We start from the raw sequence: 16,297 nt of genomic DNA, 5'->3' as shown, positions 1-16,297 counted from the left end.
ATCAAGTCGTGTATTATGCGATCGGTTTTTGGTAGGACAGAATTTGATATTTCACGAGATGTAAGCGGCTAACCAGGGCAATGAGCAGGGTTTGGGTCGCAGCAGACCATTGTGACCAATCAATGCCGTTTTTAGCTCCGGTTTGGATGAGGAAATCGTAGGTGGGGAGGGTGTTTTCCGTAATGTCGCGCTCGATGTGGGGCTGAAAGCCAAGATCGGCGGCGAGTTGGCGATAGGTTTCGATGCTGTATTGGACATTGGATTGACCATAAAAGCCCGAATCGTTGCTGAGGGTGCTGTTGAGTTCGGTGACGGGCAAAAACCAGGCTTGGGGCACAAAGTCGGAGAGGGCGAGATAGCCGCCGGGTTTGAGGACGCGCCATGCTTCTTGGAAGAACTGGCGGCGATCGGGAAAGTGAAAAATACATTCCACGGCGAGGATGCGATCGCAGGATGCATCCGCAAAGGGCAATTCACAGGCGTTCCCTTCCACCCAGGTGATTTGATTACCGGGGCGGGCGGTGACGTTTTGCCGGGCTTGGTCAAGTTGGCGGGGGTCGATGTTGAGGCCGGTCAGATTCATGCCGGTAAATTGTTCATTGAGGCTGGCGATCGTGCCGCCAAAACCACAGCCGATATCAAAAACTGTTTGCCCATCGCCCACCAAAGCGGCACTGTAGACTTCGTGGGTGAGTTGTTCGGCGGCGTGGCGAAAGTCTGCGGGGGTGTTTTGGGCGTGGCTGGGGTCTTCCCAATAGCCCCAATGGACGTGCTTACCGAAGGCGGTGATTGCGGTAGGGTCACCAGCGGCGAGGAGTTGGAGGATGCGGTCAAAATAGGGGAGGTTAACGGGGGATGAAGTCATGGGAGGAAGGGGTGAGGGATTAGGCGACTCGAAAACGGAAACGTTGCGGGGGCTGAGGGTCAACATCGTGCCTGAATGGCTAGACGCTCAACTACAAGGACTTGCTGGCTGGGATGAATCGAATGGTGAGGGGATAGCGCGATTTTTTTCCCTGCACCGCTTGCACTCCGATGATCACCACGATGATGGTTTGAATTGCGGCCCAAACGATCAAAAAGGCGATGTAGGCGAAGGCTCCGGCCATTGCCCCGACGATGGCGGTGGGATCGTTGGGATTAAATTGTTCAAATCCGAACACCAAGATGACAAAAACTCCAATTCCTAAGCCGATCAGCACCAAAATAAAGCCATAGATCAGCATGGAAATTTGGAAGTTGAGGGATTCGCGACCGTGGTAGTCGATGAAGTTGGATTCGCGGCGACGGGCTGACCAGACGATCAGGGGGATGACGAGGCTGGCAAAGGGAATGGGAAGACCGATCGCGGCGAGGGGAATCCAGAGTAAGGAGGACAGATGGCAAAACATCGCCCAGCCGCGCTCGTTTTCTGGCGAAATGGTCATGGGTCTAGCTCCGTTTTTATTCTAACCCGGCAATCACTTGGTCCCCTAAGGACACCCCGTTGAGGCGGTCAATTTCTCGGATACCAGTGGGGCTGGTGACGTTGACTTCGGTGAGGTGGCCACCGATCACATCGAGGCCGACAAAGTAGAGGCCGTCGGCTTGGAGGCGGGGGGCGACCATGGCGCAAATGTCTTGCTCGCGGGGGGTGATGTCCACGGTGGCGACGCGACCCCCGACGGCCATGTTGCCGCGAAAGTCGCTGCCGGTGGGGATGCGGTTGACAGCACCGATCGCTTTTCCGTCTAGCAGGATGATCCGTTTATCGCCCTCGGTGGCGGCGGGGAGATATTGCTGGAGCATGATCGGCATCGTGCCCCATTGGGTGCTGATTTCGATCAGGGAGTTGGTGTTGCGATCGCCCTCTTGCAAAAAGAGAATCCCCTCGCCCCCTTTCCCTGCCAATGGTTTTAACACCACCGATCCCTGCTCGGCTAAAAAGTCCAAAATCACCGCTTTGCTTGCGGTGACAATGGTGGTGGGGATCGCGTCGGGAAAATTCAGGGCGTAGAGTTTTTCGTTGGCTGCCTGAACGCCGCGAGGCCGGTTAATCACGAGGGTTTGGGATGGATCGAGGAGGTCTAAGATCTGGGTGACATAAAGATAGGGGATGGTGACGGGCGGATCTTGGCGCATCATCACCACATCCATGGTGGTGAGGGATTGAAACACTGTTTGACCCAAGCGATACCAAGGATCAGGGGCGTGCCAATGGCCCGCTACGAGTTGCACGGGATCAAGGGTGACCGGGGTGAGTTGGGCCCAGGGTGACCCGGTTTTGATCGTGAGGCTGCCCATGGTGGTGATCCAAACGGTGTGGCCGCGATGCTGCGCCGCCTCCATCATTGCCACGCTGCTGTCGTGGGTGGGATCGAGTGTTGCGATTGGGTCAATAATAAAGGCGATATTCACGCAGACGCTACCAAATCATTGAGGGACTGTGGTTATTGTGCCACAGACTCGAATCAATGGTTGTAACGGCGTTCAAGCCATGCCCGCACCTCGTGTTCATTGTCGAAATAGTAGGTTTCATGGCTGCGGGGATCAAAGACTTGCCAGTCGTTGTGGCCCTGGGGCGATCGCCGCTGTTGAATGTGGGGTTCGCTGGGCTGGACTAAGAAGGTGGTGACGGTGTTGGCCAGGGTGGTGGCACTGGATTTGACGAAGGTGGCCAGTTCATGGCGTAGATCGTCGAGATGGAAGTGATGGGCTGAATGGTGTACGGTTGAGTATTTCATGAGAATAGAGACCTCCGATTTGCTGTGAGCGGCCCCAACGCCACCGCCTAACTCGTCGAGGATCGAGAGTTAAGCCCCGATCGCAACCTAATGCGCGATCGCTGGGGTGGATTGGATTGCCAAGGTGGGAAATTGAGAGCGTGCGTCGATGAATTTCCCCTGATTCCAATATAACAAGTTGCGTTGTCAAAATGTTCACTGTTAACATTTTTCACGAAATCGCCAAGTTTGAGGATTGCTCAAACCCAAGGATTTCAGCCCATCGCAACGCAGAGTTGGATGTTAAGATGACTAGGTTAAAACTCGCGATCGCCATTTCTACCCTAGAGTTTGGAGAAAGGGTCTGAAACGCCAAATTGAGTTAATCCAGTGTGGTTAGCGGCGAGCGAGTTTGGCCATTCCGTTCATCACTTCGTCCCAAGGAGAGCTGACTGTGCGAATTCCGCTCGATTATTACCGAATCTTGGGGATACCCATCCAAGCCGATGGGCAGCAACTTAGTCAGGCTTACCACGATCGCGCCCTACAGTTACCGCGCCGTGAATATAGCGATCTGGCGATTAATACCCGCAAACAACTCTTAGACGAAGCCTATGCGGTGCTCGCCAATGAGGAGGAGCGATCGCAATACGATGCGCGATTTCTCAACACCCCCTATCCCGAAGGCAACCAAACCGCCAGCCCCCCCAGCCTCGACCTCGATGCCGAACAACTGATCGGGGCGTTGCTCCTCCTCCACGAACTCGGCGAGTACGAACTCGTCTTGCAACTGGCCGAACCCCTGATTGACCCCCACGCCCAACTGCCCCCCGACCAAGCCAAACTCGTTAACAATCGCCTCAGCCGGGCGGATATCGTCCTCACCATTGCCCTCGCCTGTCTGGAACTGGGCCGCGAACAATGGCAACAGGGTCACTCCGACCAAGCCGCCCAAACCACCCACTACGGCCAAGACATTCTCCTCCGGGAAGGCCTTTTTCCCAATATTCGCGGCGAAATCCAAGCCGACCTTTATAAACTTCGCCCCTACCGCATCCTCGAACTCCTCACCCAAGACCCGGAGAATCACGACGCACGGCAGCGGGGCCTGAAGGTACTCGGTGAAATGCTCGACGATCGCGGCGGCATTGACGGCAGCGGTGATGATCAATCGGGGTTAAGCCTGGATGATTTTCTCCGGTTTATTCAGCAGATTCGCAACTACCTCACCACCGCTGAACAGCAAGACTTGTTTGAGGCCGAAGCCCGTCGCCCGTCGGCGGTAGCGATGTATTTAGCGGTCTATGCGCTGTTGGCGCGGGGGTTTGCCTACGGTGAGCCGCAGTATATTACCCAGGCGCAGGACTGGCTGGCGCGGTTGGGACGGCGGCAGGATGTGTACTTAGAGCAGGCGGTTTGTGCGCTGCTGTTGGGGCAGACTGAGGCGGCGAATCGGGCGTTGGAGTTGAGCCAAGACTATGAACCCTTGGCGTTTATTCGGGAACAGTCCCAAGCTGCGCCGGATTTGTTGCCGGGGTTATGTCTCTATGGTGAACGGTGGTTACAAACGGAAGTGTTTCCCCATTTTCGGGATTTGAGCGATCGCACCGTCGCCCTGAAGGATTACTTCGCCAACGACCAAGTCCAAGCCTATCTCGAAGCGATTCCCAGCGAACCCAGCCCCGCTGATTCCGAAAACCAATGGACTGCGGTGGAAGCCCAATTGACCGCCACCGAAGCCGCCCCCACCGCCGCCGATTTTGCCAGTTCCGCCGCGGCCGCCTACGCCACGGCCACCGCAGCGGCCACCAATCCCGCTGTCCCGATCCCCCCGCCCCCGCGTCCCCCCTCTCCCCGTGACCCGGCGGCGAAGTCTGCTGCTGATGTGCCGGTGGCGCGGCGATCGCAACGCTCGCCCCGGCGCGGCAATCTCAACACGGGTCGCCTGATTGCCGTGGGTGCGGGGGGGGTACTCGCGATCGCGCTTCTCGGCTTCGTGGTGAATCAACTGTGGCAACTGATCTTCAACCGTCCGGCGGCAGTGATCGAAGCCCCGGCCCCGGAAACATCTCCCATGCCCCCCCCGGAACCCGTCGCCCCGCCCCCCGCCGAGGCCACCCCCGCCGCGATTCCCGCCGCTGAAACCCCCCTCGACCTCACCACCGGAGAAGACATTGTCCAAACCTGGCTGAATGTGAAAGCGATCGCCTTCAGTCCCGACCACGACACCACTGAACTTTCCCTCATTTTGGCGGAACCCATCCTCACCCAATGGCAACGCCTCGCCCAAGATTTTGAAGCCCGCAACGTCTATCGGGAATACGAGCACACCGTAAATGTGGAAACCGTCAACACCGACGACACCAACCCCGACCGAGCCATGATTGAAGCCGCCGTGCGAGAAGTGGCGACGGAATATCAAAACGGTGTCCCCAACGAAGCCGCCTCCTACGACGACAATCTCCGGGTGCGCTATACGGTCACTCGTGAAAGCGGTCAATGGTTGATTCAATCGATGGACGTGTTGCCCTAACAAAAAAACCCCTCCTTAATCTTCAGGGGAGACAAAGGAGGGGGTGAAAAATCAGGGTGCATCTACCATTACTTCGTTCTGGTTTGACCCGTGCCGATCCGGATGATTCAAGCGTCATAATCAGATTTTTTGGTTTCTAGTTGAGCGAACCTGGCCCATGCGTCTCCTAATCTTGCGGTTGATTAAAATCCTATCCACCCTCTTGATCCTCAGTGCCCTTGGTTTGGAGGCGTGGCATCTTTACGCGGCAGTCGTGGGCATGGCGGTTCCGGCGGGTTTAACGCCCATTTTCTGGCTGGAACGGTTCGCGATCGCGGCTCATCTGGTCGAAAGCGGCATCGCGATCGCCCTCTCCCCCTCCCGCGGCCAACACCCCATCCCCGCCGCCCTCTATACCTTTTTCACCGGCTTCGTCGGATTGATCGAACTGCGCGATCGCCCCCGACTAACTGACTAACGCTGCACCCAGTCCTGAATCCCTTTCAAATCCGGGTCACCTGCTAGATAGCCAATACCGCGATGGAGATGGAGGCGAAACTGTTGCGCCAGGGTCTCCGGGTCAAGGCTAAAGCCATCCTCAAAACAACGTTGCTTGAGGGCAATCAGCAGCACCTCAGCATCCTCGCCGCCAAAGGTTGCCCAGGTCATCTCGACATTACTATCGGCGGGAATCGGCACCGGGGACGGCGGATGGGGTTCGGCCAGGGAGCGACAGAAGGCCCAGCGACAGAGACTATTCCATTGATCAATTTTCGTGATCCGCTTCAGTTTGATCAGATGATCTTTGGCGGTTTGGCTGAGTTGAATCCGGTGAATCGGTGGCTGCATGATGGAAAAATGAAGGATGGAAAAGGATTAGCGTGAATATTCTTGAATGGTAAAAATTGGGTTTCGGGTTTTAGGTTGATTGCGTTGTTTAACACGGACTAAACGGTTTTCCATGCTCTGCTGCTGACAAAGAAACTCATGCAAAGCGATCGCTTGTTCAATATAGGCGCGATCATCTTTACGAATGATGATACCGGCATGGCTGATGCCGCTTTTGTGGAGTTGAATAAAATCATCACGATTGAAGGTCACAACAATTCGTTGATTCGTGGTGGCATACCTTAAAACATCGTCATCTGCGATCGCTCGATTGGCATTGCCTACATCTAGAGAGGTGAGCACGTCATGACCCAAGTGGCGTAATTGTTCAACCATCACGAAAGCCAAATTTTCGTTGGCATATAATTCAAATACCCGATTCATCGTCATGATGATACGCTACAAGTAAATCATCAATTTCTGTTTGATTTTGATCGTAATAGGACTGGGTGATTAATATATCAAACGGTGTTAGGCTGGGAAAGTTTGTCAGAATTTCCTGTGCATCTGCCCCTTGTTTTTGTAACGAAATGATTGTCCAAACTGGAATGCGTGTATTCCGAATCCGGGCATGACCCCCACAGACACCCGGCGTTTTTTGAATAGCTTGCCGAATGAATGACGTTTGAAAGGTGTTGTAGTCGTCCGGCGACAAGGATGCCACTGCCCCCGCTAATGATTCCGCTAGTTTTTGATTCATAACTCACGCATTGAACGCCGCTGATTGTGTTGATTTTAGCCTAGCTCAACGTGACGGTGCGTTACGCTTCGCGCTTCAGCACCCTACGAGTCTCCTAATTCTTAGAATTGACGCTGCACTAGAGTTTGGGGGTGGTGACGCGATCTAGATTGGGAAAATACCCCGGCGCGATCGCGCTCTTCCGTTCCATCGGATCGTAGTCAATGCGGTATTCTCGCGTGATGGTTTGGTTGTGGCGCAGTTGTTCGACTTCGATCGCGCCGATTTCCGTATCCGTGGACAGGAGGATCACTTGATGGCTGGCTACGGGGAAATAACGCTCAATTAAATTGTGGCGATGGGAAGAATCAAGGCGGCCCAAAGGGGTATCAATGGCGACGGGTAAATGGCGACCGGAAACGCGAGCGAGGCCCCAGAGAAAGGCAGTGGCGAGGATTTGTTTTTCTCCGGCGGAAAGGCGTTTTTTCGGGATAGTTTGGCCGGTGGTGTTGTAGAGGGTGAGGGTAAATTTTTCGGTATCGACGGTGACGCGACTAATGAAGTCGGTTTTGCGGAGGAGATAGCGAAAACATTCGGTGACGGCGGATTCTAACTGATCGACTTTGCGGAGTTTGAGGCGATCGCGAAATTCAATTAGGGTGTTTTGAACGCGATCGATAGATTTTAAAATGTGCTGATCATTTTGCCGGGAGACGATCGCATTACTGTAGTTGAGCAATTGGGCTTTGCTGGTGTTGAGGGTGTCGCGCAGGTGTTTGACGGTTTGGGTTTGGGTGTGGTGGGCGGCGGTGAGGGTGGCGTGATGGGCGGCGGCTTGGCTGAGGGTCGCGCCGAGTTGGGCGTATTCTTCTGGGGTGGCAGCGGCGGCCAGTTGGCGCTGGGTGTTGTCGATTTCAATGGCGACGACTTCGAGGCGATCGCAAAGGGTTTTCACCTCTGCTTGGGCGTGGGGGAGCTGGTGCTTAAGCAGGTAATCGAGGCGTTGGAGGGTTTGGGCATCGAGGTTTAAATAGGGCTGAATCTGGGCGATCGCGCTTTCCCGTTTCGTCTGTTCTTGGGTGATAAAGTCCCGGAGTTGTTGTAAGGATTCGGGGTGAATATTTTGGGTTTGGGCGAAGTCGAGGAGGGCGCGATCGTGGTCGTTGATCTGTTGGTGGGCGATCGCAACTTGGGCAGCGTTCAATTCCCCATGACCCTGTTGCCGCGCTCGCTCTAAGAGGGGCGCAATCTGCCCCAAGGGGAGAACTTGGGCGGCCCATTGGCGGAGGTGATCTTGGTGGTGTTGGGCTTCTTGGTTGAGTTGCTGGAGTTGGCTTTCGAGGGTGGCGCGTTGGGCACTAATTTCACCGCCGCGAATGTTAAACATCTGGGTGGCGATCTCTAATTCGTTGGCGGCTTTGTCGATTTGGTTTTGGAGGTTGCCGAGGTCTTGATAGGCTTTTTGATAGGCCTGTTGGTGTTGGTCGATTTCGGTTTCGAGGCGGTGGAGTTGGTCTTGTTCGTCCTGTTGGGCGATCGCTTTTTGTTTGCGATCGCGCAGTATTTTCAAATCCAACCCCAAGCGATCGGGCAACTCCAACCCCAGCAAGGATTGAATCGCATTAATCACATCGGGGGGCGGGGTCTCCTGTTCGGCCAGTTCTTTAATTTGCTCCCCATCAAAGAGGAATAAATTAGAAATTCCCAAGGGTAATAAATCTTCAATGCGTTCGTCCCAAATTTTCGCCAAGGCTTGATCGGGAATTTCGGTTTGTGTCTCCAGATGGGTGGTAAAAACGCTGAGGGTTTCTTTTGGGGTGGCGTGGTTTTCCCACGCCCGACGCAGGCGATAATGCACCGGCTCACCGATTAGGGCGTGTTCAAACACCAGTTCAATCGCAACTTCGGCGCGGGGTGGGGTGTGGTGATGAATGCACTGGTTTAAAAAGTCGCTGTAGGCGAGGTTGCCCCGGTTAGAACATTGGGCGCGTTGACCGTACAACACGAGGCGCAGGGCATCCATGATCGTGGTTTTGCCGCCGCCATTCATGCCGCCGATCAAGATAATCGGCTGGGTGGCATCGGTGGCGAGGTTGAGGGTTTGGCAACCGGCATAGGGGCCAAAGTTTTGCAGGGTTAGGCGTTGGAAAATCACGATTTTTTACCGAATTTTGCGTCGCCCCAGGTGGTGGGTTTGTTGTTAGATGGGGCGTGGTTGAGGGTAAGCTGGCGGACGGTGTGGAGGTCTCCGGAAGCGATCGCACCTTTGAGGGCATAGCGATCTTGGGCCTGTTGGATGGCTTCGGCTTCGGTGCGGGAACTGGTGTGAAAACATTTCTCTAGGTCATCGAAAATCCCGATTCGCTTGCCTTTGGTGCGATATTTCCGCTCGGTGTCGAGGAGTTTGGCCATCAGTTCTAGGTGCATGGCATCGGTGCAAATTTCTTCGAGGACTTACCATTCTTCGGTTCCCAAGAGCCGCGCTGTTTCGCCTTCGGGAAAGGGGAAGGGTTCGCCGGTGCTTTCGGCATAAATCCGGGGCAAGCTGTCTTCAAATTCGTGTTTTTCTTCGACTTTCGATTCTATTTATTCACAACATCAAGTGATTTTTCCTTCTGTTGCTATACACCAGTCTAAGATTAATTGTCCAATATCTTCCCATTCTTCATTTATTACACCATCTTGGACTAATTCTGCTTTGCATGACTGATATATCTTGTGATTACTTTCATTGTCAATATAGTTAATTATGTTGGCCATAGTATGCTCGCCAAAGCGTGGACATATAAGGCAAGAACATGCTTTAGATTGATTTTTCAGACATCTTGAAGCACTTAAACAATTTTCGTCAAGAGCGGTGAAAGAAGCACCCTGAAGCTTTAATATCTTGGATATCCATTGCTTTTCTTTAGATTCAAAAATATCAAATAATTTAGTTCCACATTTTATATCAATAAACATTTTGATATCAGATATATTTTGATCTTTGACGAATTTCAGAAATTTCAAAAAAGACTCTCTATCTTTGTCTCCTTGTTGCTTTGAAATATAGTCAAAGAAAATTTGACAAGGGATTAGATTTTCTATTTCTCTAGACTTCAAAACACATAAATATACATGCAAATCATGTTCAGGTCTCCACTCTTTTTTGATTGTACATGCTGTATTTCCTAGCTTACTTTTTGGGAAAAATTTATCACTATCTACGATACAAATGCCTAACTGTTTAGGATTAGAGTCTCGTATTTTTTTGAATTCTTGACTAATTGTATGTCCTCCTCCTCCCCTTTCATTGAATGTAATTTTTACACGTGATTGATTTTTATGGATCAGAAAACATTTTACAATGAACTTATAGAATCTTGAATCATCTAAATTTTCACAAAGAAATATAGTCTTTTGTATTTGACTAGAATCGCTAAAAAAGCTGGGAGAAACTTGAATTATGGTTTTACCAGAATCTTCTTTTACCGAACTTGAATAACAAGGATAAACTACTTCAATATATCGTTTAACTATAGAAAAGTAGACCATTATAGTAGTCAGCTCATAGAGAATTCTCTTGTAAGTGGCAATTGCTGTAGAAGATAGTTCTTGAATTTGAGTGATAGAAGATAATGTCTCTCGATTTGAAGCCATGATTACATGTTTACCTTCACGATGAGCACATGCTAAAAGTTCAAGTGAATTTACGGTAGAACTACAGACATTATTCAATATAGATTTGTGTATGTTGATCAACATCGGTTTTAGTGACTATATAAAATTCGATATCTTAACTATGATTCTTTACATGCTTTTACTCCATATCAAAGAAACCGAGTGGCCAACTGCTCTCCAGAAACCCATCTCGTGTAAAACCTGTAGTCCTAACAGAAGTTTTCATTGGATCATCACTAGGTTCAAATAAAACTATATTAACTTCCTTAGATAGCTCAGGATCTTTCTCTATTAACATCCCTAAACGGTTAATTAGTACCTCACTATGAGTTTCTATTAATATTTTTAAGCTTCTATTTTGTTTTCTCGATTCTTTGACAGCAAGAGCAAAAACGTCAGCAAGTAATTTATGAAGACGAGGGTGAAGATGTAGTTCTGGTTGTTCAATTGCAAGAGTTATAATTTTATCTCTTGAAAGAAAAGTGTGCCTACGCCGAGTGTTTCTTTTAGGTTGATCGATAAGATACCACAACTGTGTGACAATTGGCAGTAGCTGAGAAAATCCAAATCCAGTATCCGCAATATTAAATTGATTGCCATCTGAATTTTTTATTTCAACTGAAACTAATCCTTTGCTATTATTTATATGTACTGAAAAACCAAGATTTGTTTCAGTCCATTTATTGAATCTTTTCATTTCTTCTTTTTTTAAATTACGAAGAAACATTGCAAGATTTTGTCCCTGCGGATCAATTTCTTCAACCGCAAAAGCTTGAGTCCTATAAAACCTTAAAGCTGTTGCTCGAACAGGCCCGATATATATAACATGGGTAAAGTAGTCTTTGATTTTATGGTCTAATGTTTCTAGAATGAGTGGAACTCTCATGGCAATAATCAAGTCTCTCAATGTCCGAAAATCTTGGCTTTCAAGACTCCAAGAGCTTGTGTTTTTTGTCCATGTCTTAGTGCAATTTTTTATTTTCTTGATATCTTCTAACATACTTTGAGAATCACCAATTCCAAAAGAAACAACCATTTCTATTATTTTCTCTAATCCAGTTCGAGAATTATCCAAACTTTTTGCCTTTTCAATAAGCTTTTCTGTTGTCTTTGTTAATCCACGAGATACTATTCTGGAAATATATAATAAATTTAGTGAATCTGCTGAATCAGAGATTTCTGATTTTTCTTTCTTGTCTAAAGATTTTTCTTCAATTTGAGGTAATATAGACCAAGTATCTCTATCAGTTAAAACATAGTGTATATCAGAGCTTAACATATCTGTGGAATTTACTAAAAATTTACGCACTGCACCACTTTTATCGGTTTCTATTTGAATTGAGTTATCTCCAATATGTACTTGTAGTGCATGAATCTTTGTTGATTCCTTGTTATGATCTTCAATCAAGCTAATCCTTGCTTCAAGAAGTAAGCCTCCAGACTGAATAATATTCAACATTCTGGATGCGTAAAAAAAGAATCTTTCTTCATCTTCCATTAAATTGACATTTATTGCTGTGTTTTCCAGTAAAAATCCAAGCGAAAACGCGATATTTCCTTGGTCATTCTGAAATTGTTTTACATCACTATATTCACCAAAATCGACAAAGTCTCCTGTCCAAAGAATAGGGCCTTTTGTTCTTACCTCAATGCTTTGTCTGAATAAAGGAAACGCTCTAAGAAATGTACTTTTTCCCGAACTATTTTGCCCTAACAATATAGTGAGTGGTTTTATTCTTATTTTACCTGTGTCGGACAAGCATCTTAGATTTTCAACTCTAATGAATTCCATGTGTATTTTTTTGTTGGTAACGTTGTATCTGTATGATTTTCTTAGTTCTTTAAAAAGATGCTAAGTAGGTCGGGGTAGAAAAGCCCATGCAGACTGTAAAATGTGAATTTGACTGTATTCCTTATCTGGCAAGGGCTTGAGCTTGATTTGCCAACAGAATTATAGTTGACTATTTCAAGCCTGGTCTACTTATTGCTGTACTGTCATAGATAGAAGGTTTCATATTCTATTATGTTTGAACTTAGAAGTTAGCGTTACTAAAATTTTTGGTTACTTTAGATCTTATCTGTCTATGCCACGCTAACGCAACCGGATCGGGGTAATAATCGCGTCGGTTGGGAAGTACGATCGCGCCCCCGTGGAATGACTTCAACCCGGCTCCGTTCGGTGAATCCTCCTGAAGACCGGATGCAACCACCACACGATAACCATCTGGATCGATACTGAACCAACCACGATCAAAGGCCCAGTGATGGTTTTTGCAGAGTGAGAGACCGTTAACAATGCGATCGTCGTGAAACTCTGAGAAGGGGCGGATGTGTGCGCCGTCTACGATGCCTTGACCGTTGGGCGCGATGACTTGGAGCCGACACAATGCACAGCGTTGCTCGTAAATGGATACCACGACCCGCCGAAATGCCGCATCTCTGACAATATTTTGCTGCTCATCTTCGAGGTCTTCAACACGGTAGATTGTGCCACCGCTTTCCTTTAATCGGTTTTGCCAGGTTTGAAACGCATCCACTTTAAACAGTTTTGGCAACTGATCAGACTTATCTGAAAACCAAGCATCAATGAGTGTGTTTATCAAGGTGTGACGAGAATTTTGATCGCACATTAATAAAAATAATTCATCATCCATATACGCATAGACCACCACCTTTTTAAGGGTCTCTAAACTTTTCGGCTTAAAACTAGAGAGAATGTCTTCTAAACCGGGTTTAGTGCAAAGATGCCAAAACTTATCACCCTTGAGATGATAAAAGGGTAAATACATCTGAGAATGATGATTCTCGGAGCCTAAATAACTCCAGTATTTTAAAAATGCGGCAATCAATCCGGGGCTTGGATAGATGCGGTTTTGGGTGATTTCTCCCCGCTCGATCAGTTCCATAACTGCGAGTAACAGGATGGGCTTATGGGGGGCAATGCCTCGCGCTCGGTCTACGCGCAGCTTTGCGAATTTTTTACAGTAGAATGCTAAATCCTGGATCGGCATGGCTGGACATTGCCCCTGTTATTTGCTCACTCTATCCTAAAATCTGACACCATTAACGGCTATGGGCAGAGCCAACCAAGCACTAAAACAAACTCTCGAACAATACGAAATCACCCAGTATCGTCTCGCTAAGACACTGGGTATTGAACGTGCGAACGTTTATCGGTGGTTTAACGATAGCCGCGACCCCAACTCCGAAACCGTCGTGCAGATCGTCGAAGCCCTCAAAACCCTCAACCCCGCCGCCGCCAAAACCTTCGTGAAACTCTACCTCGGCGACCTCGTAGAGGAAGAATAACCCCGCCCCCCTTGGTTAAAATAGCGAAAACACCAAAGCAGCCCACCGATGAATCACGAGCAAGCCACAGAACAGACCCTCAGCCCAGAGCAAGAGATACAGCACTGTCAGCAAAAATTAGCCGAATTTCAACAACGCCGCAAAACCATATTGCAAAAAACCGATCGCATCCTCGCCCAAGCCCAAAAGATGCGACAAAAATTCTCACCCCCCAAACCGTGATCCTCATGCCAGCCAATCGAGAATTTTACGTGATCATCGAACGCGATGAAGATGGACTGTATGTAGGCGAAGTCCCCCAACTCAAAGCTTGCTACAGCCAAGGCGAAACCATCGAAGAACTGATGGTCAACATCCGCGAAGTGATTGAACTCTGTCTAGAAGAAATGGACGATGATTCAGTGAACGAGTTCATTGGCGTGCAAACCGTCGTCGTGTGATGCCAAAACTTCCCCCGATTACTGGAACAGAATTGATGGCAGCCCTCCAAAAAATTGGGTTTGACCTCATTCGCCAAAAAGGGAGTCATGTTCGCCTCAAACACCCCGATGGGCGTGTTGTCACCGTTCCGACTCATGCCGGTAAAACTCTCGGTAAAGGACTCCTCCTGAAAATCCTGCGCGATGCAGCCCTCAGTAAAGACGACTTGATCAAATTGCTGTCCTGAACCCCTCAACCCCGCCACCGCCAAACCTTTCGTTAAACTCTACCTCGGCGATCGCGTAGAGGAAGAATAACCCCGCCCCCCTTGGTTAGAATGGCGAGAAACCCACCGCGAGACCGATGAAAACCCTGCAAGAGGTGCGCGACCAGATACAAGCCCACCGCGACTATTTACGAGAGCATTTTCGGATTACTCAGATTGCCGTGTTTGGCTCCTATGCACGGGGCGAACAAACCGAAACCAGCAATGCGCCGACCCTGTGGATGCTGTCTGAACTGCGCGACTACCTTAGCCATCTGTGGGGGTTGGCCGTTGATGTGGTGACGCAACCCAGCTTAAAACCCCAGTGGCGCGATCGCATCCTAGCCGAGGCCATCCCCCTATAAATCCGCGTTCTGTCGGTGCATTTGTGGAGGATATTGCCAGGGCGATCACTGAGATTGAACAGTTCATGCAAGGCGTATCGTTCGTGGAATTTCAGCAGAACCGCGAGAAATTGCTCGCGATCGTCAAACTGCTAGAAATTATCGGTGAAGCCGTCAAACAATACTCAACGCGGATCGCAGCTCATGCGCTCAGGTTAGATCTCGTTTTACTAACAACACTCGCGAGTTCAATCGTGTTGATACTCTTAAGGTAGAAGACTGGACAACTTAGTGGTAATAAGCCCGTCATGGAAATAGCGTTTATGGGTCAATATTAGTAATGCCTGCTCCGCTCCGTTGGACGGCGATGCCGTGGTGTGAATCCTATAGTGAGGTGGTCGATGGGCGATCGCCCTCTGAATATGCCGACGACCATCTACCGGGAGCGATTAATTTACCCGTCTTGACCGATGCACAGCGGGCAGAAGTGGGGACGCTGCATCAACAGGTGTCGGGGTTTGAAGCGCGGAAACGGGGGGCGGCCTATGTGGCGGCGAATATTGCGACCCATCTTCACCATCATTTCGCGACGAAACCGGCGGACTATCACCCCTTGATCTACTGTTGGCGGGGGGGAATGCGATCGCACAGTTTCGCCCTCGTGTTGCAGCAAATCGGCTGGTCAGTCACCCTAATTGAGGGCGGATATAAAACCTATCGCGCCCATGTGCGAGACCAGTTAACCACCTTGCCGACCCGGTTCCAGTTCCGCATTCTCTGTGGCCTCACCGGCAGCGGCAAAACGAAACTACTGCACCACCTTGCCCAGAGTAATCCCCAAGCGCAAGTGCTGGATTTAGAAGCGATCGCCCACCATCACGGCTCTCTCCTAGGCCGCGAACCCCACCAGCCCCAGCCCAGCCAAAAACGTTTTGACAGCATTCTCCATCACACCCTCAGCCACTTCGACCCCGCTCAACCGGTTTGGGTGGAAGCCGAAAGCCACAAGATCGGCACGGTCTACCTCCCGCCCGCCCTCTGGCATCAGATGCAGCAGGGCACTTGCATCGAACTCTATGCCCCCCTCACCGCCAGGGTAGACTTTCTCCTCGCCACCTATCCCCACCTCACCCAACAGCCAGACTTCCTCAAAACCCAACTCGCTCGCCTCCAACGCCGCTACGGACGCGACAAAATTACCCAGTGGAATCAGTGGATTGATGCGGCTCAATGGCCCGCCCTGATTGCCGATCTCCTCATCACCCATTACGACCCATCCTATGCAACCTCGATGGCGCGACATTTCCCCCCCCAGGCCCACCGGATCACCCTCACGGATTTATCCACGGGGGCATTGCAAGAAGCAGCGCGGCAGTTGTGCGATCGCACATTCCCCCGATCAGAGGTCTAGCCGCCAGCCATGCATCAAAACAGACAAAGCGGCTTCAGCCCCTTGTTTGCTAAGGCTGCGAATGCCTGAACCGCTGTGGCGATCGCGATACATCATCAATTCATAAC

The 16,297-nt window shown here is 49.9% G+C and carries 21 protein-coding genes; 9 read left to right on the top strand and 12 right to left on the bottom strand.

Annotated features, from left to right (window positions below; genetic code table 11):
* Positions 1-13: 13 nt before the first annotated feature.
* From SPI6313_RS09825 to SPI6313_RS09810, 4 genes are all read right to left on the bottom strand, one after another.
* A complete protein-coding gene (locus tag SPI6313_RS09825) occupies positions 14-865 on the bottom strand; it encodes a class I SAM-dependent methyltransferase (RefSeq protein WP_072620837.1) in 852 nt (283 codons plus the stop codon).
* Positions 866-956: 91 nt separating this feature from the next.
* Complete coding sequence (locus tag SPI6313_RS09820; RefSeq protein ID WP_072620836.1) at positions 957-1,427, bottom strand: DUF4870 domain-containing protein; 471 nt, start codon at positions 1,425-1,427, stop codon at positions 957-959.
* Between the two features lie 16 nt (positions 1,428-1,443).
* A complete protein-coding gene (gshB, locus tag SPI6313_RS09815) occupies positions 1,444-2,397 on the bottom strand; it encodes a glutathione synthase (protein WP_072620835.1) in 954 nt (317 codons plus the stop codon).
* 53 nt (positions 2,398-2,450) lie between these two features.
* The gene (locus tag SPI6313_RS09810) at positions 2,451-2,723 is read right to left on the bottom strand and encodes a hypothetical protein (protein WP_072620834.1); all 273 of its coding nucleotides are present in this window, start codon (positions 2,721-2,723) and stop codon (positions 2,451-2,453) included.
* A gap of 433 nt (positions 2,724-3,156) precedes the next feature.
* On the opposite strand from SPI6313_RS09810, the gene SPI6313_RS09805 reads away from it, so the two are divergent.
* Positions 3,157-5,235 (top strand): IMS domain-containing protein, encoded by a 2,079-nt coding sequence (locus SPI6313_RS09805; protein ID WP_072620833.1) that lies wholly within the window; start codon positions 3,157-3,159, stop codon positions 5,233-5,235.
* A 157-nt stretch (positions 5,236-5,392) separates the two neighbouring features.
* Positions 5,393-5,692: a hypothetical protein gene (locus SPI6313_RS09800; protein WP_072620832.1), complete on the top strand. Its 300-nt coding sequence runs from the start codon at positions 5,393-5,395 to the stop codon at positions 5,690-5,692.
* On the opposite strand, the gene dndE is transcribed toward SPI6313_RS09800, so the two are convergent.
* The 8 genes from dndE to SPI6313_RS09760 form a co-directional block, all read right to left on the bottom strand.
* Positions 5,689-6,063: a DNA sulfur modification protein DndE gene (gene dndE / locus SPI6313_RS09795; protein ID WP_072620831.1), complete on the bottom strand. Its 375-nt coding sequence runs from the start codon at positions 6,061-6,063 to the stop codon at positions 5,689-5,691. The genes SPI6313_RS09800 and dndE overlap by 4 nt on opposite strands.
* Before the next feature lie 27 nt (positions 6,064-6,090).
* Positions 6,091-6,492: a DUF5615 family PIN-like protein gene (locus tag SPI6313_RS09790; protein ID WP_245788682.1), complete on the bottom strand. Its 402-nt coding sequence runs from the start codon at positions 6,490-6,492 to the stop codon at positions 6,091-6,093.
* Positions 6,470-6,802: a DUF433 domain-containing protein gene (locus SPI6313_RS09785; protein WP_072620830.1), complete on the bottom strand. Its 333-nt coding sequence runs from the start codon at positions 6,800-6,802 to the stop codon at positions 6,470-6,472. The genes SPI6313_RS09790 and SPI6313_RS09785 overlap by 23 nt, the downstream gene beginning before the upstream one ends.
* A gap of 118 nt (positions 6,803-6,920) precedes the next feature.
* Complete coding sequence (gene dndD, locus SPI6313_RS09780; RefSeq protein WP_072620829.1) at positions 6,921-8,936, bottom strand: DNA sulfur modification protein DndD; 2,016 nt, start codon at positions 8,934-8,936, stop codon at positions 6,921-6,923.
* Positions 8,933-9,208: a hypothetical protein gene (locus SPI6313_RS09775; protein ID WP_072620828.1), complete on the bottom strand. Its 276-nt coding sequence runs from the start codon at positions 9,206-9,208 to the stop codon at positions 8,933-8,935. The genes dndD and SPI6313_RS09775 overlap by 4 nt, the downstream gene beginning before the upstream one ends.
* Before the next feature lie 171 nt (positions 9,209-9,379).
* Positions 9,380-10,420, bottom strand: a complete 1,041-nt coding sequence (locus tag SPI6313_RS22885) for a hypothetical protein (RefSeq protein WP_139276602.1) — start codon at positions 10,418-10,420, stop codon at positions 9,380-9,382.
* 160 nt (positions 10,421-10,580) lie between these two features.
* Complete coding sequence (locus SPI6313_RS09765) at positions 10,581-12,233, bottom strand: AAA family ATPase (protein ID WP_072620826.1); 1,653 nt, start codon at positions 12,231-12,233, stop codon at positions 10,581-10,583.
* Positions 12,234-12,474: 241 nt separating this feature from the next.
* Entirely contained in the window at positions 12,475-13,452 is a 978-nt protein-coding gene (locus SPI6313_RS09760; RefSeq protein WP_072620825.1) for an HNH endonuclease, read from the bottom strand.
* Positions 13,453-13,513: 61 nt separating this feature from the next.
* On the opposite strand from SPI6313_RS09760, the gene SPI6313_RS09755 reads away from it, so the two are divergent.
* The 7 genes from SPI6313_RS09755 (at position 13,514) to mnmH (ending at position 16,190) form a co-directional block, all read left to right on the top strand.
* Entirely contained in the window at positions 13,514-13,750 is a 237-nt protein-coding gene (locus SPI6313_RS09755) for a helix-turn-helix domain-containing protein (RefSeq protein WP_072620824.1), read from the top strand.
* 48 nt (positions 13,751-13,798) lie between these two features.
* On the top strand, positions 13,799-13,972 hold the full coding sequence (locus SPI6313_RS23490; protein ID WP_175551112.1) for a hypothetical protein: 174 nt from the start codon (positions 13,799-13,801) through the stop codon (positions 13,970-13,972).
* A gap of 5 nt (positions 13,973-13,977) precedes the next feature.
* Positions 13,978-14,190 (top strand): type II toxin-antitoxin system HicB family antitoxin, encoded by a 213-nt coding sequence (locus SPI6313_RS09750; protein WP_072620823.1) that lies wholly within the window; start codon positions 13,978-13,980, stop codon positions 14,188-14,190.
* Positions 14,190-14,417 carry a type II toxin-antitoxin system HicA family toxin gene (locus SPI6313_RS09745; protein WP_072620822.1) on the top strand — a complete coding sequence of 76 codons (228 nt, stop codon included), beginning with the start codon at positions 14,190-14,192 and terminating at the stop codon, positions 14,415-14,417. The genes SPI6313_RS09750 and SPI6313_RS09745 overlap by 1 nt, the downstream gene beginning before the upstream one ends.
* 116 nt (positions 14,418-14,533) lie before the next feature.
* Positions 14,534-14,800, top strand: coding sequence for a nucleotidyltransferase family protein (locus SPI6313_RS09740; RefSeq protein WP_072620821.1), 267 nt, complete (start codon positions 14,534-14,536; stop codon positions 14,798-14,800).
* Between the two features lie 65 nt (positions 14,801-14,865).
* Complete coding sequence (locus tag SPI6313_RS25370; protein WP_425443124.1) at positions 14,866-15,054, top strand: HepT-like ribonuclease domain-containing protein; 189 nt, start codon at positions 14,866-14,868, stop codon at positions 15,052-15,054.
* A gap of 65 nt (positions 15,055-15,119) precedes the next feature.
* Positions 15,120-16,190, top strand: coding sequence for a tRNA 2-selenouridine(34) synthase MnmH (gene mnmH / locus SPI6313_RS09730; RefSeq protein ID WP_072620819.1), 1,071 nt, complete (start codon positions 15,120-15,122; stop codon positions 16,188-16,190).
* Positions 16,191-16,297: the final 107 nt, after the last annotated feature.

It is taken from the genome of Spirulina major PCC 6313, from assembly GCF_001890765.1.
Taxonomy (GTDB): domain Bacteria; phylum Cyanobacteriota; class Cyanobacteriia; order Cyanobacteriales; family Spirulinaceae; genus Spirulina; species Spirulina major.
Note: the sequence above shows the minus strand (reverse complement) of the source record. Positions and strands in the feature narration are given on the sequence as shown.